This is a genomic window from Janibacter limosus NBRC 16128 (assembly GCF_001570985.1).
GTDB lineage: Bacteria > Actinomycetota > Actinomycetes > Actinomycetales > Dermatophilaceae > Janibacter > Janibacter limosus.
Genome location: NZ_BCSS01000016.1, coordinates 35859 through 57234 on the forward strand (window position 1 = coordinate 35859; position 21376 = coordinate 57234).

19 protein-coding genes are annotated in these 21376 nt (G+C 69.1%); 6 read left to right on the forward strand and 13 right to left on the reverse strand.

What is annotated here, in order from left to right:
* Positions 1-63 precede the first annotated feature (63 nt).
* On the forward strand, positions 64-657 hold the full coding sequence (locus JLI01S_RS07875; protein ID WP_245634559.1) for a LysE/ArgO family amino acid transporter: 594 nt from the start codon (positions 64-66) through the stop codon (positions 655-657).
* A gap of 6 nt (positions 658-663) precedes the next feature.
* Here JLI01S_RS07875 and hflX read toward each other — a convergent pair whose 3' ends face one another.
* On the reverse strand, positions 664-2160 hold the full coding sequence (gene hflX / locus JLI01S_RS07880; RefSeq protein ID WP_068262706.1) for a GTPase HflX: 1497 nt from the start codon (positions 2158-2160) through the stop codon (positions 664-666).
* A 588-nt stretch (positions 2161-2748) separates the two neighbouring features.
* On the opposite strand from hflX, the gene JLI01S_RS07885 reads away from it, so the two are divergent.
* Positions 2749-4200, forward strand: coding sequence for an amino acid permease (locus JLI01S_RS07885; protein WP_245634560.1), 1452 nt, complete (start codon positions 2749-2751; stop codon positions 4198-4200).
* A gap of 4 nt (positions 4201-4204) precedes the next feature.
* On the opposite strand, the gene JLI01S_RS07890 is transcribed toward JLI01S_RS07885, so the two are convergent.
* Entirely contained in the window at positions 4205-5911 is a 1707-nt protein-coding gene (locus tag JLI01S_RS07890) for a glycerol-3-phosphate dehydrogenase/oxidase (protein ID WP_068262709.1), read from the reverse strand.
* Between the two features lie 59 nt (positions 5912-5970).
* Here JLI01S_RS07890 and glpK point away from each other — a divergent pair, with 59 nt between their 5' ends.
* Together glpK and JLI01S_RS07900 are read left to right on the forward strand one after the other, a co-directional pair.
* The gene (gene glpK, locus JLI01S_RS07895; protein WP_157074869.1) at positions 5971-7503 is read left to right on the forward strand and encodes a glycerol kinase GlpK; all 1533 of its coding nucleotides are present in this window, start codon (positions 5971-5973) and stop codon (positions 7501-7503) included.
* Positions 7401-8075 carry a GNAT family N-acetyltransferase gene (locus JLI01S_RS07900; RefSeq protein ID WP_084349286.1) on the forward strand — a complete coding sequence of 225 codons (675 nt, stop codon included), beginning with the start codon at positions 7401-7403 and terminating at the stop codon, positions 8073-8075. Before glpK ends, JLI01S_RS07900 begins: the two co-directional genes overlap by 103 nt.
* A gap of 20 nt (positions 8076-8095) precedes the next feature.
* Here JLI01S_RS07900 and JLI01S_RS17795 read toward each other — a convergent pair whose 3' ends face one another.
* Positions 8096-8956 (reverse strand): HNH endonuclease, encoded by an 861-nt coding sequence (locus tag JLI01S_RS17795; protein WP_439645564.1) that lies wholly within the window; start codon positions 8954-8956, stop codon positions 8096-8098.
* Positions 8957-9770: 814 nt separating this feature from the next.
* On the opposite strand from JLI01S_RS17795, the gene JLI01S_RS07910 reads away from it, so the two are divergent.
* On the forward strand, positions 9771-10382 hold the full coding sequence (locus tag JLI01S_RS07910) for a class I SAM-dependent methyltransferase (RefSeq protein ID WP_068262722.1): 612 nt from the start codon (positions 9771-9773) through the stop codon (positions 10380-10382).
* Here the strand turns inward: JLI01S_RS07910 and JLI01S_RS07915 are convergent.
* From JLI01S_RS07915 to JLI01S_RS07940, 6 genes are all read right to left on the reverse strand, one after another.
* Complete coding sequence (locus JLI01S_RS07915) at positions 10345-11163, reverse strand: hypothetical protein (RefSeq protein WP_068262725.1); 819 nt, start codon at positions 11161-11163, stop codon at positions 10345-10347. The genes JLI01S_RS07910 and JLI01S_RS07915 overlap by 38 nt on opposite strands.
* Positions 11164-11192: 29 nt before the next feature.
* Positions 11193-12980 (reverse strand): gamma-glutamyltransferase, encoded by a 1788-nt coding sequence (gene ggt, locus JLI01S_RS07920; RefSeq protein WP_084349288.1) that lies wholly within the window; start codon positions 12978-12980, stop codon positions 11193-11195.
* 15 nt (positions 12981-12995) lie between these two features.
* Positions 12996-13865 carry a diaminopimelate epimerase gene (gene dapF, locus JLI01S_RS07925; protein WP_068262728.1) on the reverse strand — a complete coding sequence of 290 codons (870 nt, stop codon included), beginning with the start codon at positions 13863-13865 and terminating at the stop codon, positions 12996-12998.
* Positions 13862-14785 (reverse strand): tRNA (adenosine(37)-N6)-dimethylallyltransferase MiaA, encoded by a 924-nt coding sequence (miaA, locus tag JLI01S_RS07930; RefSeq protein ID WP_068262731.1) that lies wholly within the window; start codon positions 14783-14785, stop codon positions 13862-13864. Before miaA ends, dapF begins: the two co-directional genes overlap by 4 nt.
* Positions 14782-15393 carry a peptide deformylase gene (gene def, locus JLI01S_RS07935; protein ID WP_068262808.1) on the reverse strand — a complete coding sequence of 204 codons (612 nt, stop codon included), beginning with the start codon at positions 15391-15393 and terminating at the stop codon, positions 14782-14784. The genes miaA and def overlap by 4 nt, the downstream gene beginning before the upstream one ends.
* A gap of 86 nt (positions 15394-15479) precedes the next feature.
* Positions 15480-16046: a YceI family protein gene (locus JLI01S_RS07940; RefSeq protein ID WP_068262734.1), complete on the reverse strand. Its 567-nt coding sequence runs from the start codon at positions 16044-16046 to the stop codon at positions 15480-15482.
* A gap of 190 nt (positions 16047-16236) precedes the next feature.
* Between JLI01S_RS07940 and JLI01S_RS07945 the strand changes: the two genes are divergently transcribed.
* A complete protein-coding gene (locus JLI01S_RS07945; protein WP_068262737.1) occupies positions 16237-16416 on the forward strand; it encodes an Rv0909 family putative TA system antitoxin in 180 nt (59 codons plus the stop codon).
* 90 nt (positions 16417-16506) lie between these two features.
* Here the strand turns inward: JLI01S_RS07945 and miaB are convergent, their stop codons facing one another.
* The 4 genes from miaB to JLI01S_RS07965 are packed head-to-tail and all read right to left on the reverse strand — an operon-like array spanning position 16507 to position 21374.
* Positions 16507-18045, reverse strand: a complete 1539-nt coding sequence (gene miaB, locus JLI01S_RS07950) for a tRNA (N6-isopentenyl adenosine(37)-C2)-methylthiotransferase MiaB (RefSeq protein ID WP_068262740.1) — start codon at positions 18043-18045, stop codon at positions 16507-16509.
* A 22-nt stretch (positions 18046-18067) separates the two neighbouring features.
* Positions 18068-18916 carry a transglutaminase family protein gene (locus tag JLI01S_RS07955; protein WP_068262743.1) on the reverse strand — a complete coding sequence of 283 codons (849 nt, stop codon included), beginning with the start codon at positions 18914-18916 and terminating at the stop codon, positions 18068-18070.
* Entirely contained in the window at positions 18913-19833 is a 921-nt protein-coding gene (locus JLI01S_RS07960; RefSeq protein WP_068262745.1) for an alpha-E domain-containing protein, read from the reverse strand. The genes JLI01S_RS07955 and JLI01S_RS07960 overlap by 4 nt, the downstream gene beginning before the upstream one ends.
* Positions 19833-21374 (reverse strand): circularly permuted type 2 ATP-grasp protein, encoded by a 1542-nt coding sequence (locus JLI01S_RS07965; RefSeq protein WP_084349289.1) that lies wholly within the window; start codon positions 21372-21374, stop codon positions 19833-19835. The genes JLI01S_RS07960 and JLI01S_RS07965 overlap by 1 nt, the downstream gene beginning before the upstream one ends.
* Between the last annotated feature and the right edge of the window lie 2 nt (positions 21375-21376).

Here is a 21376-nt window from a genome sequence, read left to right on the forward strand (position 1 = left end):
ATGCTAATGATCCGATCAAAACATTCGCTGGTCTTCACGTCAGCAGCGATCTAGTGTCATCGCGTGCCCCTCTCCACGCTCGCCGGTCTGCTCACCGGCCTGACCCTCATCGTCGCCATCGGCGCCCAGAATGCCTTCGTCCTGCGGCAGGGGATCCGCCGGGAGCACCTCGCGCCCGTCGTCCTCATCTGCATCGCGGCAGACGCGCTGCTCATCGGGCTCGGCACCGCCGGTGTCGGCGCGCTGGTGAGCGCGCAGCCCGGGCTCGTGCGGGCCGTCACCTGGCTGGGCGCGGCCTATCTCATCGGCTACGGGCTGCTCGCCCTGCGGCGAGCGGCCCGACCGGAGGGGCTGAGCACCTCGGCTGCGACGTCACGTGGCTCGGTCGTGGCGACGACGCTGGCGATCACCTTCCTCAACCCGCACGTCTACCTCGACACGGTCCTCATGCTCGGCTCGATCGCCAACGGCCACGGCGAGCAGCGCTGGGCCTTCGCCGGCGGCGCGATGCTCGGCAGCACGATCTGGTTCACCGCTCTCGGCCTGGGGGCCCGTGCCCTGGCGGGCCCCCTCGCTCGTCCGGGGACCTGGCGGGTCCTCGACGCCGTCATCGGCGTGACGATGATCGGGCTGGCGGCCCTCCTCGTCACGAGGTGAGCCGCCTCAGCCGACAGCGGCGAAGGGGGTCAGCTCGGACGCGAGGTCGGGGTTGACCCTGGCGTGCACCAGGGTGCCGTCGGCGACGTGGTCCTCCGAGAGGATCTCCGCCTCGTCGTGCAGTCGGCTGACGAGGTCGCCGCGCGCGTAGGGCACGAGGACCTCGACGTCGATGTCCGGCTTGGGCAGCTCCTCGGCGATGAGCGCCAGGAGCTCGGGGATGCCCTTGCCGGTGCGTGCGGAGACGGCGATCGAGTGCTTTTCGTGCAGGAGGATGCGGTCGACGACCTCGGGGTCGGCGACATCGGCCTTGTTGATGACGATGACCTCCTTGACATCGGTCGCGTCGACATCCGTCAGGACGCTGCGCACCGCGGAGATCTGCCCCTCGGGGTCGGGGTGCGAGCCGTCGACGACGTGCAGCAGCAGGTCGGCCTCGCCCACCTCCTCGAGCGTGGAGCGGAAGGCCTCGACGAGCTGCGGCGGCAGCTCGCGGACGAACCCGACGGTGTCGGCGAGGGTGTACTCGCGTCCGTCGACCGTCTCGGAGCGACGCACGGTGGTGTCGAGGGTCGCGAAGAGCTGGTTGTCGACGAGCACCCCGGCGTGGGTGAGGCGGTTGAGCAGCGTCGACTTGCCGGCGTTGGTGTAGCCGGCGATGGCGACGGAGGGCGTGCCATTGCTGCGGCGTGAGGAGCGCTTGGTGTCGCGGTGCGTCTTCATCCCCGCGATGTCGCGCTTGAGCTTGGCGATGCGCGTGTTGATGCGACGACGGTCCAGCTCGATCTTCGTCTCACCGGGGCCACGCGAGCCCATACCCTGACCACCGGCCGCCTGGCCACCGGCCTGACGGGACATCGACTCGCCCCATCCGCGCAGACGCGGCAGCAGGTACTGCAGCTGGGCCAGCTCGACCTGCGCCCGACCCTCACGCGACTGGGCGTGCTGGGCGAAGATGTCGAGGATCAGCGCCGTGCGGTCGATGACCTTGACCTTGACGACGTCCTCGAGCGCACGCCGCTGGCTCGGGCTCAGCTCGGTGTCGCACACGACCGTGTCCGCGCCCTGCGCCACCACGATGTCACGCAGCTCGAGCGCCTTGCCGGAGCCGAGATAGGTGCCGGGGTCAGGATTTTGCCGCCTCTGCAGGACCCCCTCGAGGACCTCGGAGCCGGCCGTCTCGGCGAGCGCGGCGAGCTCGCGCATCGAGTTCTCGGCGTCCTCGACGCTGCCCTGCGTCCAGACGGCAGCCAGGACGACTCGCTCGAGGCGCAGCTGCCGGTACTCGACCTCGGAGATGTCCTCCATCTCCGTCGAGAGTCCCTGCACACGGCGCAGGGCGGAGCGCTCCTCGCGGTCGAGCTGGTCGCCGTCATAGCCTCCGCCGTCGATGAAGCCGTCGTCCTCGGCGAGTGCCTGGGCGCGGCGCGAGAGGACTCGGTCGATCGTGGCGTCGATGGCGTCGTCGCTGGGCGCGTCGTGGTCGTGAAGTGGTTCTGTCATGTTCTCCTCAGGGTCTCACCCAGCAACGCCCTTCGGCCAATGGTTAGTCCTCGTCGTCGCCGATCGCGTCCATGAGGGCCTCCTGGAAAGCTCCCTCGATGAGGACGGCGTTGCCGTTGCCGGACTCGCCTGGCGCGTGACGCCGCTCGTGCGGCCGTCACTGGCCAGGTGGTAGACGTGCGGGCTGACGGGGCCGGGCTCGCTCTCGTACTCCCCCTCGGCAAACCTCCAGGAAGTTCATCGCGAGCACCAGGGCCCTGTGACCGGGTGCACCGCCAGGACGTGGCGGCACGGCATCGCGACGAGCAGACCGCCGCGTCCCTGCGCGACATCGGGTCGTCCTCGTCGAGGAGGGTCGTCACGTGGTCAGGGAGCGGCAGCTCGATCAGGTTGGCGCGGGCCGGCCATGGGCCGGTCAGCGGCCTGCGGGTCCAGAGCCGGCAGCACCGACCCCTCGTGTCCTCCGACCGGTGGTGGTTGCGGTGGCCTGCGCCAGCGGTCGAAGATCCCCATCAAGCCAGTCTTTCAGGGGCCTGGAGCGTGAGCGCGATGTGCCGTGCTCGAGGCGTCGGCGTAAGGTCGGCGCTCGTGTCCACCCACACCACACCTGCGCAGCCGGCTCCCGCGACGGACCACCTCGAGCGGGGACTGAACCCCCGCCACGTGCAGTTCATCGCCCTCGGCACCGCCATCGGCACGGGTCTGTTCTTCGGCTCCTCCGAGACGATCCAGGCCGCGGGCCCGGCGGTCCTGCTGGCCTACCTCGTCGCCGGCGCGATGGTCTTCATCGTCATGCGGGCCCTCGGTGAGATGGCCGTGCGCCACCCCGTCGCCGGGTCCTTCGCCCAGTACTCCGGGTCCTTCCTCGGCCCCTTCGCCGGCTTCATCACCGGCTGGGTGTTCTGGCTCGAGCTGGCCGTCGTCGCGATCGCCGACATGACGGCCGTCGCCACCTACATGGGGCTGTGGTTCCCCGACGTGCCCGGGTGGGCGTGGATGGTCGCCGCGATCGCCTTCATCGGCTGCCTCAACCTCATGGCGGTCCAGGTCTTCGGCGAGATGGAGTTCTGGTTCTCCCTCATCAAGGTCTTGGCGATCATCGCGCTCGTCATCGGCGGCCTCGTACTCATCTTCTGGGGCAAGGAGGTCGGCGGGACCACCCCCGACTTCGCCAACCTGTGGAGCCACGACGGCTTCGCCCCCTTCGGCCTGTGGGGGATCATCATGAGCCTGAGTGTCGTCGTCTTCTCCTTCGGCGGGATCGAGACGCTGGGCATGACCGCCGGTGAGGCCGATGACCCGGACCGTTCCATCGCTCGCGCGGTCAACACGGTGCCCTTCCGGATCCTGCTCTTCTACGTCGCGGCCCTCGCGGTCATCATGTCGATCATCCCGTGGAGCGAGGTGACCGGCGAGACCTCTCCCTTCGTCGAGGTCTTCGCCGCCCTGGACATCCCGGCCGCCGAGCACATCATGAATTTCGTCGTCCTCACCGCTGCCCTGTCGGCGATGAACGCGATCTTCTACGCCTGCTCCCGCACGATGTACGGCCTCGCCGAGCAGGGGCACGCGCCGCGGTCCTTCCTGCGGCTCTCACGTCACGGCCACATCCCCGTCGTGCCCGTCCTGTGCATGTTCGTCACCGGCGCGGTCGGGATCGCGCTCTACCTGAGCATCGAGGACCGGCTCTTCTTCTACGTCGCAGCCATCGCCACGTTCGCCACGGTCTTCACCTGGCTGATGATCCTGCTCGCCCACTGGCGGATGCGGGCCCGCATGACCCGCGAGGGCGCTGCGGCGACGAGCTACGCCATGCCCCTCTTCCCCGTGCTCAACACCATCGCGATCGCCTTCATGGTCGGTGTCATCGTGCTGCTGGCCACCACCGACGCAGGTCGCAATGCGTTCTACGTCGGGGCGGGGGCACTTCTGCTCCTCACCGCCGCGTACTTCGGCTGCGTGCGTGGCGAAGGGAGGGAGCCGATCGTGCTCCCTCCCCACACCGTCGATCAGCGCTCGGGCACTGCCGGCGGGGAGTGACCCCTCAGCCCTTGGCCAGGGTGCGGATGTCGGTCGCCTCGGTGCGCTCGGCGTCTGCCCGCTCGTCCTCGGTCAGCTGCTGGCTCTCGATCTCGGCCTGCACCCGACGCACGTAGTGCTCGATCTCCGAGCTGGTCCGCTCTTCGTCCCAGCCGAGCTCGGCAGCGAGGATCGGGCCGGCCGTCCGGGCGGCCAGCACACCCCGGTCCGGGGTCTCGATGGAGATCCGGGTCCGGCGGGTCAGCAGGTCGTTGAGGTGGATCGTCGCCTCGTGCCGCGCCGCGTAGACGACCTCGACCCGCAGGTACTCCTCGGCACCGGTGAGCGGCTCTGCGAGAGAGCGGTCCTCGTCGATGAGCGCGAAGAGGTCGACCGAGAGGGAGCCGTAGCGGTCGAGCAGGTGGGTGAGCCGCCAGACGGGCAGGTCGTGCCGGCGGCTGAGCGTGTCCACCTGGTTGACGAGCGCCGGGTACCCCTCGGCACCGATGAGAGGGATGTGCTCGGTGACGCTGTCGGGGACACCCGCGGACAGGTCCTCACGGGCCGCGTCGACCGCATCCTGTGCCATGACGCGATAGGTCGTGTACTTGCCGCCGGCGATGGAGATGAGCCCCGGCTGGGGGCGGGCGACCGCGTGCTCCCGGCTGAGCTGCGAGGACTCCTCTGACTCTCCCGCCAGCAACGGTCGCAGACCGGCGTAGACGCCCTGAATGTCCTCACGGGTCAGCGGGGTGAGGAGCACGCCGTTGATCTGCTCGAGGATGTAATCGATGTCCGCGGACGTCGCCGCCGGGTGTGCCCGCGAGAGGTTCCAGTCGGTGTCGGTGGTGCCAATGATCCAGTGGGTGCCCCACGGGATGCAGAAGAGGACGGATTTTTCCGTCCGCAGGATCAGGCCCGTCTCGGAGTTGACCCGGTCACGGGCCACGACGATGTGCACGCCCTTGCTCGCGCGGACGTGGAACCGGCCGCGACCGCCGGCCATCCGCTGGATGTCATCAGTCCACACACCGGTGCAGTTGATGACCACCGAGGCCCTGACCTCGACCTCGTCGCCCGTCTCGACATCGAGGACCGTCGCACCCACGACCCGCTCACCTGCGTGCAGCAGACCGGTGACCTTTGCGGAGTTGAGGACAGTTGCTCCGTAGGAGGCTGCGGTACGCACGACCGTCAGGGTGTGACGAGCGTCGTCGCACTGGGCGTCGTGGTAGAGCAGGCCACCGTGGTGGACCGACGGCTTGAGGCCGGGCGCGATCCGCCGCACTCCCCCCTTCGTCAGTTGCTTGGTGCGGGGCACCGACCGGCCGCCGCCCATCGTGTCGTAGAGCGTCAGCCCTGCGGTCACGTACGGCCGCTCCCAGATCGGGTGCGAGAGCGGATACAGGAAGGAGACCGGCTTGACCAGGTGGGGCGCGATGCGCGTCAGCATCAGCTCGCGCTCCTTGAGCGCCTCGCGGACGAGCCCGAAGTTCAGCTGCTCGAGGTAGCGCACACCGCCGTGGAAGAGCTTGCTGGAGCGCGAAGAGGTGCCCGACGCGAAGTCGCGCTGCTCGACGAGAGCCACCTTGAGACCACGGGTGGCAGCGTCGAGAGCGACGCCGGCGCCGGTCACGCCACCGCCGATGACGAGGACGTCCAGGTCCTCTTCGGCGATGCGACGCCAGGCTGCGGCGCGCTGCGTTGGGTCAAGCGGGGTGGGATTCGGCATGGCACAACGGTAGTCGCGCTCCCCTCCATCGGTGAAGCCGACCTGACAAGATGCCGGACATGAGTGCACCGAAGACATACGTGCTGGCCATCGACCAGGGGACGACGAGCACCCGGGCGATGGTCTTCGACCGGGATGGCACCGTGATCGCGAGCGACCAGATCGAGCACGAGCAGATCTTCCCCAGGGCCGGCTGGGTCGAGCACGATGCCCTGGAGATCTGGGACCACACGCGGCGCGTCATCGGCGGCGCACTGGGCAAGGCCAACCTGAACAGCGGCCACATCGAAGCCGTCGGCATCACCAACCAGCGCGAGACGACGGTCGTGTGGGACAAGGCCGACGGGCGGCCGATCCACAATGCCGTCGTCTGGCAGGACACGCGCACCCAGGGGCTCGTCGACGAGCTGGCGCAGGATGGGGGGCTCGACCGCTTCAAGGAGGTCTGCGGGCTGCCGTTGGCGACCTACTTCGCCGGACCCAAGATCGCCTGGATCCTCGACCACGTCGAGGGCGCGCGCGAGCGGGCCGAGGCCGGCGAGCTGCTCGCCGGGACGATGGACACCTGGGTGCTGTGGAACCTCACCGGCGGTGGGGAAAACGAGGGTGTCCACGTCACCGACGTCACCAATGCCTCCCGCACGATGCTGATGGACCTGAAGACGCTCGCGTGGGACGAGGAGACCTGCGAGGCGATCGGGGTGCCGATGCAGCTGCTGCCCGAGATCCGCTCGTCGTCCGAGGTCTATGGCGAGTGCAAGCCCGGCGTGCTCAACGGGACGCCGATCGCCGGGATCCTGGGCGACCAGCAGTCGGCCACCTTTGGCCAGGCCTGCCTGACACCAGGGTCGGCGAAGAACACTTACGGCACCGGCAACTTCATGCTGCTCAACACCGGGACCGAGATCGTCACGAGTGACAGCGGTCTGCTGACGACCGTCTGCTACCAGCTCGGCGAGGAGCCGGCGGTGTACGCGCTCGAGGGGTCGATCGCCGTGACGGGATCGCTCATCCAGTGGCTGCGGGACAACTTGGGCTTCATCAAGGAGGCCCCCGAGGTCGAGCAGCTCGCGAGCAGCGTCGAGGACAACGGCGGGGTGTACTTCGTGCCAGCCTTCTCGGGGCTCTTTGCCCCGCACTGGCGGCCGGATGCCCGCGGCGCGATCCTCGGGCTGACCCGCTTCGCCAACAAGGGCCACATCGCCCGGGCGGCGCTGGAGTCCACGGCCTACCAGACCAAGGACGTCCTGGACGCGATGCAGGACGACGCCGAGCGGGCCGGTGGGCGCCTCACCGAGCTCAAGGTTGATGGCGGCATGGTGGCCAACGCGACCCTCATGCAGTTCCAGGCAGACGTGCTGGGGGTCGATGTCGTCCGGCCGAAGATTGCCGAGACCACGGCCCTCGGTGCCGCGTACGCTGCCGGCCTGGCCGTCGGGTACTGGGGATCCACCGACGAGATCGTCGACAACTGGTCGGAGGACGAGCGATGGTCGCCGTCGATGGACGAGGACGAGGTGGCACGGCTGCACCGCAACTGGACCAAGGCGATCAGCAAAACCCTCGACTGGGTGGACGAGGACGTGGTCTGAGCAGCGTGTCCCGTCTCGTTCAACCGTTGGTGCCGCCCGGTACGTGGGGCAGCCGACGACAGCCCGTGCTGTCGTCGGGCTCACGCATCCTGAGACCGTGGGTGGCGCAGGACGCTCCTGCGCTCGTCGAGGCCCATGCGGATCCCGACATCCGCCAGTGGCACTCCCGGTCGATGACGCTTCGGGAGGCCGGGGAGTGGATCCTGACGAAGGACGAAAGCTGGCGGCAGGAGTCGGCTGCGGACTGGGCGGGCGAGGTGGATGCCCACGTCGTCGGCCGGGTCGGATTCCGGTGGCTGACCTTGGGCGGGGGCTGTGCCGAGATCGCCTACTGGACACTCCCACGAGCCCGAGGGTACGGCCATGCCGTCAGCGCCGTCGGAATGCTGACCGAGTGGGCGATCGGCGCCGGCCTGCACCGCATCGAGCTGCGTCACTCCGTAGCCAACACTGCGTCATGTCGTGTCGCCGAGGCATGCGGCTATCGCGCTGAGGGCACTGCTGCCAGTGCCTTGCTCCATGCTGACGGCTGGCACGCCATGCACCTGCACGGGTTGGTCGCGTCCACCTGACCTGCTGTGGCGAAGGCGGGCTACGCCGCATCCGTCAGGCCCGCGAGGTGGACCTCGAGGGGCGAGTACTGGATGTCGAAGCCGCGGCCTTGATGCCGCAAATCAGCCCCATCGGCGCAGCGTGAGTGCTCTGGTTCAGATGGTTGCGGTCGCCCGTGTCCGAGCACGGGTGGCGCGACGCAGGAGTAGTCCTTGCCGGTCGGTGTTGTAAGGGTGACTTCGTGCGGTCCGCCGCCGGGATCCAACCCGGTCGAGACGACCTCGGCTCGCCACCCGGGGGCTTCCTTGACCAGGTTGTGCAGCTGACACTCACCCATCGCATTGATCGCTGACGTCTCGCCACCACGGGCGTGACCGGTCACGTGGTCGATGTCGCGGATCGGGGCGCCGCAGAAGGGCACCCGGCAGGTCGCGTCCCGTAGCTCGACCAACTGCCTCAACACCCCGGAGAACAGCCTGCGGGTGGAGTCCATCGCCACCAGGTCCCGGCCGCCCGGAGCGGTCCACAACCGCCGCAACCACGTCGCGGTCCCGGTGTCGCACAACCGCAGCAGGTGCTCACGAGCCATCACGCCGGGCATCGCACCCCACCCCGGAACCTCGACCTCATCACCCGGTACAGGCTCCGTGTCGCTGTCCGTGGGCACGACCGCGCCCTCGCGCATCACCAAGGCGACCTCGACCGGCTGGGGCTGGCCCTCCGCGCGACCGGACAACAGCTCCAGGGCCGTGTCAGCCATCCAGGCGCCCCGGCCCCGCTCATCCGCGACCCGAGCCGCGTCGACCGCCGGGTCACCCGTCGCGACCCACCGGGACTGCTCAGCCTTCTTCAACGCCGCAAACGCCCCGACCACATCCGTCAGCGGACCCAGGATGCTCAACCACGCCATCCCATCCGGCGCCGGACGCACCGACACATTCCTCGAAGCGACTGCCCTGCGACGGCGACGCACCAGAGCCTCTGCGTCCAGATCCACCGTTGCCCGATGCGCCGCAGCCGCCAGCTCCTTGTCACTGACCGTCGTCAGGCACCCCGCCAGCCTGCGGTCAGCCTCGAGGCGGTCCTCATGACTGAGACACGCGGTCTCACGAGCCACGATCGTCGCCCGCCACTCACACAACTCACCACACGTCAACGCCGCCAACGTGTGCGGCAGGTCATGCACCAAACCCTTCGCCAGGCCAACGTGCCGATCCGCCTGCCCCGGCGCGCACCGCCGAGCCAGAGCCAGCTCCGCCCGCGCCCCACGCCGGCGACACGACGCCTCACGCGCCGAGATCACCTCATCCACACGGTCCTGCGCCACCCGAGCATCGCGATCCTCGATAAAACGAGCCGTCGCGCGAGCCTGCAACGCCGCAGCCGCCCCCTTCGTCGCCTCCAACACAGAGACAACCTCCAACAGCTCCGCCTCGGACAAACCCTCCGCGCGAGCCGCGGACAACACCTCCAGCGAGGCAGCCAGCCGACCGGACAAGGACTCGCGCACCGGCGACCCATCCGCCGCGCTGCTGATCTCCACCTGATCGGTCATCGCGCCTCCCTTCGCTCCACCCATTATCGAACACCTGTTCGAACAATGCAAGGGGGTGGGGACAACTCTGTGACGAAGTCGCTCAGATCGCTGCGGCCCACGACCTCCTCGACACCACGAGTGTTCCACCGCTCACCGACAACGGATCTAGGGTGACCTCGTGACCGACCACTACTTCACCGACTCCCCCGCAGCGACCGACAAGCAGCGGCGCTCCCACGTCGTCGAGCTGGCCGGGCGCGAGGTCACCGTCGAGACCGCGGGCGGCATCTTCTCCCCCGGTGGTCTCGACCGCGCGACGGCGATCCTCCTCGACGAGGTGCCCGAGCCCCCTTCTGCCGGAGACCTGCTCGACATCGGCTGTGGTTGGGGGCCGATCGCTCTCACTCTCGCGATGCACTCCCCCGAGGCCACCGTCTGGGCCGTGGACGTCACCGAGCGTGCTCTCGACCTCACCCGCCGCAATGCCGCGTCGCTGGGTCTCGACAACGTGCGGACTGCCCGGCCGGACGAGGTCCCGGCAGACCTCCCCTTCGCCGCCATCTGGTCCAACCCGCCGATCCGCATCGGCAAGCCGGCCGTACAGGAGCTGCTGAGCACGTGGCTCCCCCGTCTGGCGAAGGGGGCCGACGCCCACCTCGTCATCGGCAAGAACCTCGGAGCCGACGGCTACGCCTCGTGGATCACCAGCGAGCTCGGCCTGCCGACGCAGCGCGTCACGACGAGCAAGGGCTTCAGGGTCCTGCGCGCCAGCCGGCCCGAGGTGGGTTGACGAGGTCGCCGTCCCAGGTCAGATCGGCGTCTTCGTCCACCTCGTAGGCCTCGAGGCGCCCGTCCGCCAGCACCGCGTCGACGAGTGACCGAGACCCGGCGACGATCGTGCTGTCCCAGTCGATCTCGCTCGCGACGACCCACGAGTGGTCTGCCGGCCAGATCATCTGCGGGCTGACGTCATCGAAGGCCGGGTGGCCGGCGAGCTCCTCCACCGATGTCGCGAAGAGGTGCATCTCCCGATCGGGCCACGCGAAGTAGTCGCCCCCGGCAGCAGCCCTGGCACGACGCGCTCGACGCCCCTCCCACCACTGCCGCACGGTGCGGGGCAGCACGTCGGCATAGGTGACACCCTCGGCGGGCAGCTCACCCCAGCCGTTCCAGATGCCGGCCGCGACGTCTCGCGGTGTCGCGGTCGCGCCTGCCAGGTGCTCTGCGAGCGCCGCCAGCAGATGCTGGTCGAGATGACCCTCCCGGGTCTGCCCCACCTGCCAGCCGTCCTCGAAGTCCACCCCCTGGTGCATGTCCGCAAGCCGGTTCCACTGGACGAGCGGGTGCATGGTCAGCCCCTGACGCTCAGCCACGTGTGACCACCGCCAGGTGGTCTGCTGCAGCATCGGGTGGATGCCCCACTCATCGGTGATCGTGAGGTCTTCCAGACTCGCCGGCACCGGGTGCAGGACCCGCGCGTACGCCTCGAAGCTCACGCCAGCCACCCCACCGACCCGCCCCCAGCCACCGACCCTCTCCAGCAGCCAGTCACCGCACGTCACATCCGTCATCAGCTCCACATCGAGAGCCTAGGACGCCCTCACGGCTTGCTCAGGTACCGCCACCAGTCCGGGTCGACCACCATCGCCGACCCGCCGCCCGCTCGGGTCGGCTCGGCCGCGGCCTCGTGGTCACGTCGGTCGTGCACGCGGATGCCGGTGGCATTGCCGAGGCGATCGACCTTCCTGGTCGTGTGTCCCAGCGACTCCAGGTACTCGCCGACCGTCCCGTCGGCGAGCGACGGTTCCAGCTCGGTCGAGGACCCGTTGCGCGAGGAGATCCGTGGCGCGGCCAGGGAGTCACCGATCGGCATCCCGCGGTCGGTGACGCCGGCGACGAGCTGGGCGACGGTCGTGATGATCGTGGCGCCGCCGGGACTGCCAGCCGTCATCCACGGATTGCCGTCCTTGAGCACGATGGTCGGTGCCATCGAGGAGCGCGGTCGCTTGCCGGGCCCGGGGAGGTTGGGGTCGGGGACACCCTGGGTCACGGGCGTGAAGTTGAAGTCCGTCAGCTCGTTGTTGAGCAGGAACCCGTAGCCGGGGACGACCATGCCGCTGCCGCCGTACTGCTCGATCGTCAGCGTGTAGGTGACGGCATTGCCGTCCTTGTCGACAGCGGTCAGCGAGGTCGTGTGCTGGTCCTGCGCCCCCACCTGCGTGGTCTCTCCAGACGTCTGGCAGTCCTCGTAGGAGCCATCAGGCGAGCCGAAGGGGACGGGGCGTGTCATCGCCTTGCCCGCGTCGAAGAGGCACGACCGCTCGTCCGCAAACCCTTGGGAGACAAGCTCCTTGGCCGGGACGCCGGGCACATCACCGACATAGCGGTTGCGGTCGGCGAAGGCGGTGGCCGAGGCCTCGGCGAACCAGTGCGCCCACTCCCCCTCGGACAGGTCCTCGGTCTGCTTGCCGGTCCGCTCCTCGTAGGACTCGAGGAGGTTGAGGATCTCGCTGACCGCGATGCCGCCCGAGCTCGGCGTCGGCATCCCGTAGACGTCCAGACCTCGGTGCTCGCTGTGCGTGGGCTCCTTGACCAGAGCCTTGTAGGAACGCATGTCGGCCATCGTCATCTGGCCCCGCGGCACGGAGACCCCGGGGGCGGTGCGCGGGTTGCGCGCCGTCTTGACGACGGCCTTGCCGAGGTCACCGCGCTGCATCGCGTCGGCACCGTGCGTGCGCATCAACCGATAGGACGTGGCCAGGTCGGGGTTGCGCAGGATCGCCCCGGTCTTGATCGGCTCGCCACCGGGGAGATAGATCTTGGCAGTGTCAGGGAACTTGGCGAAGCGGTCGGCGTTGTCGACCGTGGCCTCGTGGAAGGGCTGGTCGACGACGAAGCCCTTGCGGGCGACCATCTCAGCCGGCTTGAGCAGCGTGTTGAGCGACTTCGTGCCATAGCGATCAGCCGCCATCTCCCACGTGGCCGGGGTCCCCGGGACGCCCACGGACAGACCGGAGTTGACCACGGTGTCGAAGTCCATCGCGGCGCCGTCGGCCCCGACGAAGACCTTGTCGTGGAAGCTGCCGGGTGCGGTCTCGCGTCCGTCGATCGTCTCGACCTCACCGGACGTGGCGTCGTAGTGGACGAAGAAGCCGCCACCCCCGAGCCCGGAGGTGTAGGGCTCGACGACGCCAACGGCAGCCGCCATGCCGATCGCTGCGTCGGCCGCGTTGCCGCCGCTGTCGAGGATGTCGATCCCGATCTGGCTGACGATGGGATCGACGGAGGCCACCGCCCCGCCACCGCCTCGCATCACCGGCATCTTGGGCAGGTCATGCCCCACGGGTGGTGGCCCCGCCTCGGGGACCGCGGTGGCCCCGCGAGACATGGCGAAGGGGGGACCTCAGATGAGCGTCGTCGTCCCGTCGGCCACCAAGACCGCGGGCCCGGCCAGCTCGACCTCACGGCCGGCCAGCAGCCGCACGCGCAAGGTCCCGCCGGGGACCTCGACCGTCATCTCGCCGGTGGCATCGACATCGCCCGACCAGAAGGCCGTGCCGATCGCCGCCGCGCACACGCCGGTCCCGCAGGAACGGGTCTCTCCCACCCCACGCTCGTGGACCCGCATCGAGATGCGGCCGGGACCGAGGACCCTGACGAACTCGACATTGCTGCCCTCCGGCGGCACCGGGTTGACCATCGGAGGTTGACGGAGCCGGATGCCGTTGAGGTTCACGTTTTCGGGGAGTGCCACGACGGTGTGCGGGTTGCCCAGGTCGAGCGAGAGCGCGGAGTACGGCTCGGTGATGTCCTCGGCCTCCTCGACGTGCACGAGCGAGTCGAAGCCCTGCGCCTGCGCCTTGGCCTCGTCGACGAAGCGCCAGGTACCCATGTGGGTCACGACCTCGTCACCCTCGAAGCGGATCTGCCGGATGCCGGCCCGGGTGGCGATGGCGAAGGACTCCCCCACCAGCCCCTCACGGCGCAGCCAGGTCGCGAAGACCCTGGTGCCATTGCCGCACATCTGGGCGAGCGTCCCGTCGGCGTTGTGGTAGTCCATGAACCACTCGGCCTCGTCGGCCAGTGCCCGGATGTCCTCCTCGGCGGCCTTGGCCGTGCGGACGATGCGGATCACGCCGTCACCGCCGATGCCGGCCTGGCGGTCGGCGAGCAGGGCGACCTGCGCGGGGGTCAGGTCGAGCTCGCCGTCGAGGTCGGGCACGAGGACGAAGTCGTTTTCCGTGCCGTGGCCCTTGGTGAAAGGCAGGTTCATGGTGTCCATTGTGTCGGACGTCGGGTGAGGTCCAGCGCCGCGGCACGCAGGTCGGCGCCTGCGGCGTCCAGCCACTCCACCCGCGGGTCGGGACGCCACCACGACTCCTGCCGGCGCGCGTAGCGTCGCGTGGCGCGCGAGGTGTCGGCGATGGCCTCCTCGCGACCCCATCGACCGTCGAGCTCACCGAGCGCTTGGGCATATCCGATGGCTCGAGAGGCGGTGCGCCCGCCGCGCAGACCGGCTGCGTCGAGGCGGGCCACCTCGTCGAGCAGCCCGCCCTCCCACATCCCGCGAGCCCGGCGCTCGATCCGCTGCGTCAGCGCGTCCCAGTCGTCGCGCAGCCCGATGACGAGCGAAGGGCGGCGGTAGCGCTTGGTCGGCGCCGTGGCCGAAAAAGGTCGACCGGTGATCTCGACGACCTCGAGCGCACGGATGATCCGTCGGATGTTGTTGGGCTCGATGGCCTCCGCTGCCGCCGGGTCGAGCTCACGCAACCGATGACGAAGGGCGTCACTCCCCCCTTCGTCCTGCGCCTGGGTCTCGAGACGTGCCCGGACCGCGGGATCCGTCGGCGGGATCTCGAGATGGTCGAGGGCCGCGCGGACATAGAGCCCCGACCCACCGGCGAGGACCGGCACGTGACCACGCCCGAGGATCTCGGCGATCGTCGCCTCGGCCCGCGACTGGTAGTCGGCGAGCGTCGCCTCGTCGGTCACCTCGAGCACGTCGAAGAGGTGGTGCGGGATGCCGCGCCGCTGGTCGACCGGCAGCTTGTTGGTGCCGATGTCCATGCCGCGGTAGAGCTGCATGGCGTCGGCGTTGACGACCTCGCCACCAAGCTCCTCGGCGAGGTCGAGCGCGAGGTCGGACTTGCCGGTCGCCGTGGCGCCGACGACGGCGATGACCTGGGGGATCACTCGGTGTCGAGGTCCTCGTCGTCAAGGTCCGGGTCGTCGTGGCCGAAGGGGTCGGGCCCCTCCCCCGGCATCCAGGTCAGGCCGGGGACGCCCCAGCCTTCAGCCTTGACGGCCTTGCGGGCCTTCTTCTTCCACTTGTCGCCCAACCGGTCGACGTAGAGGAAGCCGTTGAGGTGGTCGTACTCGTGCTGCATGCAGCGGGCGAACCAACCGGTCGCGGAGAAGGCGATCTCGTTGCCGTCCCAGTCGTAGCCCGTGACCGCGGCGCTCTCGCCACGGCGAAGGGGGAAGGAGTACCCCGGCACGGACAGGCAGCCCTCGGACTCGTTGTCGCGGTCGGGCTCGCCGACGGCTGGCTTCGTCGCCTTGACGTAGGGGTTGATGACATGGCCCAGGGTGGGGACGCCGTCGTCGTTGGCCATGCTCCACGTGTAGATCCGCAGGCCGAGGCCGATCTGCGGCGCGGCCAGGCCGACCCCGTGGGCGGCCTCCTGCGTTGCGTACATGTCCTCGACGAGCGTGCGCAGCCGGGCGTCGAACTCGGTGACCGGCTCCGCACGGGTGTGCAGGACCGGCTCTCCCGTGATGGTGATGGGGTGGATCGTCATGGGCGGCATCTTCTCACCTGTGTCGCCACGCAGCGGACGAGCCCCGACGCCGTGGTGGCGTCGGGGCTCGTCGGGAGCGGTGGGACTCAGGCCTGCTTGATGGCCGAGATCTCGAGGTTGAGCGTGATCTTCTTGGAGACGAGGACGCCACCGGTCTCGAGGGGGGCGTTCCAGGAGAGGTTCCAGTCCTCGCGCTCGACGACGGTGGACGCGGAGAAGCCCGCACGCACGTTGCCGAAGGGGTCCTGGGCGGTGCCCTCGAACTCGGCCTTGAGGGTGACCGGCTTGGTGATGCCCATGATGGTCAGGTCACCGTTGAGGTCGAACTCGTTGCCCTCGACATTGGCGATGCCCGTGGAGACGAAGGTGATCTCCGGGTGGTTGTCGACGTCGAAGAAGTCAGCGGACTTGATGTGACCGTCGCGGTCTGCGCTGCCGGTGTCGACCGAGGCGGTCTTCATCGTGGCGGTCGCGGAGGAGGCGGACAGGTCGTCGGCCACGGTGATCGTGCCCTCGAGGTCGCGGAAGTAGCCGCGGACCTTGGTGACCATCGCGTGGCGGGCGACGAAGCCGACCTCGCTGTGGCTGGCGTCGACGACGTAGGTGCCGGCGGCGAGGTCCTGCAGGGCGGTGGTGGTGGCGACATCGGTCATGTGGAGCTCCTTGTGGGCGAATCAGGTGGTGTGGTGAACACGTACGACATTAGAGGTATTTGGTTGTTGTGTCAACTATTGGTTTTTCAACCACCTTCACCATACGCCGCCAGCGGTTGAAGAGCAGGGAATGTCGTGTTTGGGTGGAGACACAGCCCTTCCGGGCAACCGACGACAGAAGGAGAACACCATGGGATTCGACGATCTCAAGGGCAAGGCCACTGACGCTCTCGGTGAGCACGGCGACAAGGTCGAGGGCGTGAGCGACCAGGGCCTCGACAGGGCTGGCGAGTTCGCTGAGGGCAAGGGCCTCGACTCCGAGAAGAGCGACCAGGGTCGCGAGTTCCTCGACGGCAAGATCGGCGAGTGAGCTTCCGCTCCTGATGACGAAGGGGGTCGGTCACCATTGTGGTGACCGACCCCCTTCGTCGTGCTCTGAGGAGCGTGCTCGGGCGTGCGCTCAGGCCCCGCAGGCGGGTGCGCTGACCTGCACCGGGTCGGGAGCGCCGATGCTCGGCATGCCGAGCGAGACGCCCGGCTTGGCGACCGCGCCCTCGGCACCCTTGCCCTGCAAGGCTGCCCACGCGTCACCGCCCGTGGTCCGACGGACCGAGAAGGTCCCCCCGTCGAGGGCGGAGTCCGCGACAAGGTGGTGCGGGGCCCCGTAGGTGACGCCGACGGTGACCATGTCCCCGGGGCGCGGACGCTCCGACTCCGGCAGGTCCTCGGGCAGCGCGAAGTGGACCAGACGGTTGTCGGGCGCACGACCGCTGAGGCGCGCCGTGGCTCGGTCCTTGCGGCCCTCCCCCACTGCGACGAGGACCTCGAGCTCCCGCCCCTCCTGCTCGCGGTTGCCCGCCCAGGAGATCTCCTCCTGCAGCGCGATGAGACGCTCGTAGCGCTCCTGGACGACCTCCTTGGGCACCTGGTCGGCCATCGTCGCCGCCGGCGTGCCGGGGCGGATCGAGTACTGGAAGGTGAAGGCGGAGCTGAAGCGCGACTCGCGCACCACGCGCAGGGTCTCGGCGAAGTCCTCCTCGGTCTCCCCCGGGAACCCGACGATGATGTCGGTCGTGATCGCTGCGTCCGGGATGCGCTCGCGCACCCGCTCGATGATCCCCAAGAAGCGCTCCGAGCGATAGCTGCGCCGCATGGCCTTGAGCACGCGGTCGGAGCCGGACTGCAGCGGCATGTGCAGGCTCGGCATGACATTGGGCGTCTCGGCCATGGCCTCGATGACGTCATCGGTGAAGGCCGCCGGGTGGGGGCTGGTGAAGCGCACCCGCTCCAGCCCCTCGATGTCACCGCAGGCGCGCAGCAACTTGCCGAAGGCCAGCTTGTCGCCGAACTCGACGCCATAGCTGTTGACGTTCTGCCCCAGCAGGGTCACCTCGAGGACGCCCTGGGCCACGAGCGCCTCGAGCTCCGCGAGGATCTCGCCGGGGCGGCGGTCCTTTTCCTTGCCGCGCAGGGCCGGGACGATGCAAAAGGTGCAGGTGTTGTTGCAGCCGACCGAGATCGAGGTCCAGCCCGAGTAGGCCGAGTCGCGCCGCGTGGGCAGCGTCGAGGGGAAGGTCTCGAGGGACTCGAGGATCTCGACCTGCGCCTGCTCGTTGTGCCGCGCGCGATCCAGCAGCGCCGGCAGCGAGCCGATGTTGTGCGTGCCGAAGACGACGTCCACCCAGGGCGCGCGATCGACGATCGTGTCGCGGTCCTTCTGTGCCATGCAGCCGCCCACAGCGATCTGCATGTCGGGGTTGCGCTGCTTGAAGGGACGCAGCATCCCGAGGTTGCCGTAGAGCTTGTTGTCGGCGTTTTCTCTCACCGCGCAGGTGTTGAAGACGACGACATCAGCCACCTCACCCCGGTCGTCGGTGGGCAGGCTCGAGATGTCCACGTAACCGGCCGTCTCGAGGAGACCGGCCAGCCGCTCGGAGTCGTGGACATTCATCTGGCACCCGTGGGTGCGCACGTCATAGGTCTTGGGCGATGCAGTCATGGCCCACCAAGGGTACGTCCGCTCACCCGATGCGGGTGTAGGTGATCTCCAGCTCGAGGTCGGTGACCTCCGGGCCGACGAACATGCCACGGAAGGGAGAGACGTCGTCATAGTCGCGGCCGCGGCCGATCACCACGTGGTCGAGCCCGACCGGACCGACGTTGGTGGGGTCCAGCGGGTGCCACCCGCCGTCCCACAGCTCGATCCACGCGTGGTTGCGCGCCTGGACCGTCGTGCCACGCTCGACCTCGCCGTCCTCGACGGTGAGATAGCCACTGACATAACGGGCCGGGATCCCGATGGACCGCAGTGCGCCGAGGGTCAGGTGCGCGAAGTCCTGGCAGACCCCACCGCGACGCTCCCAGACCTCGGCGGCCGTGGCCTGCCACCCGGTGATGCCCTGCTCGTAGCTCAGCGCCTCGTGAACCCGCCCGACGATGGCGATGGCCGCGGCGCGCGGGGTCGGTGCGTCCGCGTGATCGCGGGCGAGCGCCGCCACCTCCTCCGGAGGATCGGTGCGCCCCGTCTGCGCCAGGTACTCGCTGAGCCGGTCGATCGTCCCCTCGTCACGCACGGTGTCCCACCCTGCGGCATCCGCCTGGACCGGCAGCTCAGAGCGCTCGACGGTGCTCACGGCCTCGATCTCGAGGACGCCGTGGGGCGTCTGGGACTCCATCGCCATGACCTGCGTGCCCCAGTGGTCCTCGTAGACATTGCTCCAGCTGAGCGGACGCACCCGGACACGGGCCTCGAGGGTGGCCTGGCCCGGCTCGCTGACAGGGATCATCCGCAGCTCGTTGTGTGCCGCCGTGACCTCTCCGTCGTAGCGCATGGTCGTGCGGTGGACGATCCGGTGACGCCTGCTGCTCATACGATCTCTCCCGTCCACTCCTGGACCGGCGCGGACATGAAGTACCGCGTGCCGATCGCGTCCGATGCCGCCATGACGGCGTCCTGCACCAGCTGCATCCGCTCGGGAAGGTCGTGCAGGACCGTGGCGGGGTTGCTGAACTCCAGCGAGGTGCGGATCTGACCGAGGATGCGACGGGCCTCGTCGGAGAAGCCCACCCGGTCCTTGTCCGGCGACAGGTTGATCAACCGGTCCTCCGCCTCCTTCAGCGCGGCGATGACCGAGCGTGGGAAACGCCGGTCGAGCGTGAGGAAGGCCGCGGCCGTCCGGTCGGTGACGACTCCACGCATGGTGCGCAGCATGGCCTGCTGCGCGCCACAGCTGGCCAGGACCGAGCCCCAGCCGGGCCCGAAGTCGCTGGCACCCGTCGCCACGAGCCGGGCGGTCATGTCAGCACGCTCCAGCGCGCGACCGAGCACGAGGAAGTCCCATGCGTCGTCGTGGCTCATCGTCGTGTCCGTCAGCCCGTCGAGGAGCGCAGCACGCTCCCGCACCCAGCCGAGGTGGTGCTGGGTGGCCCGCCCGGGGGTGAAGGCATTCCACCGGTGGTAGGTCGTGTTGATCGCCTCCCACATCTCGGTGGAGACCGTCTCGCGGGCCCGCCGCGCATTTTCGCGGGCCTGGTGCCACGACCCGGAGACGGCGTTGGGGTTGTTGGCATCGAAGACGAGCATCCGGCTCGTCCCGGTGTAGTCGACCTCGCCGACCTCCTCGTAGCCCATGATCCCGCGCAGCACCATCGTGCAGGCGGTCTGCTCATCCGCTGCGGGGTCCTCCAGCAGCTGCAGGCGCAGGACGTCGACGATCCGGGCGGTGCCGTCGGCCCGCTCGACATAGCGGCCGATCCAAAAGAGTGAGTCCGCGATCCTGCTGAGCATCACAGCTCCTCCTCGCTGGGGTCCTGCGACTGCGACTGTGACTGGCTCTGGGTCGCTCCCGGCGCGGCATCACGCTCGTGCGTCCCGGCGCCGGTACCGAGGAAGATGACCTCACGCTCGTCGACATCAGGGGTCAGCCGGTTGTAGCGACCGGCGAGGACCCAGGTGTCCTTGGACCCGCCTCCCTGGCTGGAGTTGACGACGAGCTGCCCCTCGGGGAGCGCGACGCGGGTGAGTCCGCCGGGCAGGACCTGCACGTCGTTGCCGTCGTTGACCGCAAAGGGCCGCAGGTCGACGTGTCGCGGACGCAGCTTGCCGTCGATGAGGGTGGGGACCGTCGACAGCTGCACCACCGGTTGGGCGATCCACCCGCGGGGGTCCTCCTGCAGCTTGGTGCGCAGCGCGTCGAGCTCCTCACCGCTGGCTGCCGGGCCGATGACCAGGCCCTTGCCACCCGAGCCGTCGACCGGCTTGGTGACCATCTCGTCCAAGCGCCCGAGGACCTCCTGCAGGGCCTCTGGCTCCTGGAGGCGATAGGTGTCGACATTGGGCAGGATCGGGTCCTCGTCGAGGTAGTACCGGGTCAGGTCCGGCACATAGGAGTAGACGAGCTTGTCGTCGGCCACGCCGTTGCCGATGGCATTGGCCAGGGTAACGCGGCCGGCGCGGACCGCGGAGATCAGTCCGGTCACGCCGAGCATCGAGTCGCGGCGGAAGTGCACCGGGTCGAGGAAGTCGTCATCGATGCGTCGGTAGATGACGTCGACGCGCTCCTCCCCGTGGGTGGTGCGCATCCGCACCTCGCCACCGCGGACGACGAGGTCACGGCCCTCGACGAGCTCGACGCCCATCATCCGGGCGAGGAGCGTGTGCTCGAAGTAGGCGCTGTTGTAGACGCCGGGGGTGAGGACGACGACCGTCGGGTCGGCCCTCCCTTCGGGCGCCGAGGCGCGCAGTGCCTGCAGGAGCATCCGCGGGTAGTCGTGCACCGGCCGGATGCGCATGGTGGCGAAGGCCTCGGGGAAGACATTGGTCATCGCGCGACGATTGGCGATGACGTACGAGACGCCCGACGGCACCCGCACATTGTCCTCGAGGACGCGGAAGGTGCCCTCCTCGTCGCGGATGAGGTCGATGCCGCTGACGTGTGCGCGCACGCCATTGGGTGGGCGCAGGCCGGTCACGGCGCGGTGGTAGTGACTGGAGGTGGAGATGAGCTTCCACGGGATGATGCCGTCCTCGACCGCCCGCGGGAGGCCACTCGGGCGGCTGTAGATGTCATCGAGGAAGGCCTCGAGCACCTTGACCCGCTGGGCGACACCGAGCTCGACGTCCTGCCAGGCCTCCGCGTCGATCACGCGAGGGACCGCGTCCAGAGGGAAGGGACGCTCCTCGCCGGCGTGGTCGAAGGTCACGCCCTGCTCGAAGAACATCCGGGCGAGGGCGTCCGCGCGATCCTTCAGCTCCTGCGGCTCCATGGAGCGAAGGGTGTGGTGGATCGGCTTGTACGGCTGGCGGGGTTCACCCCCTTCGTCCAGCATCT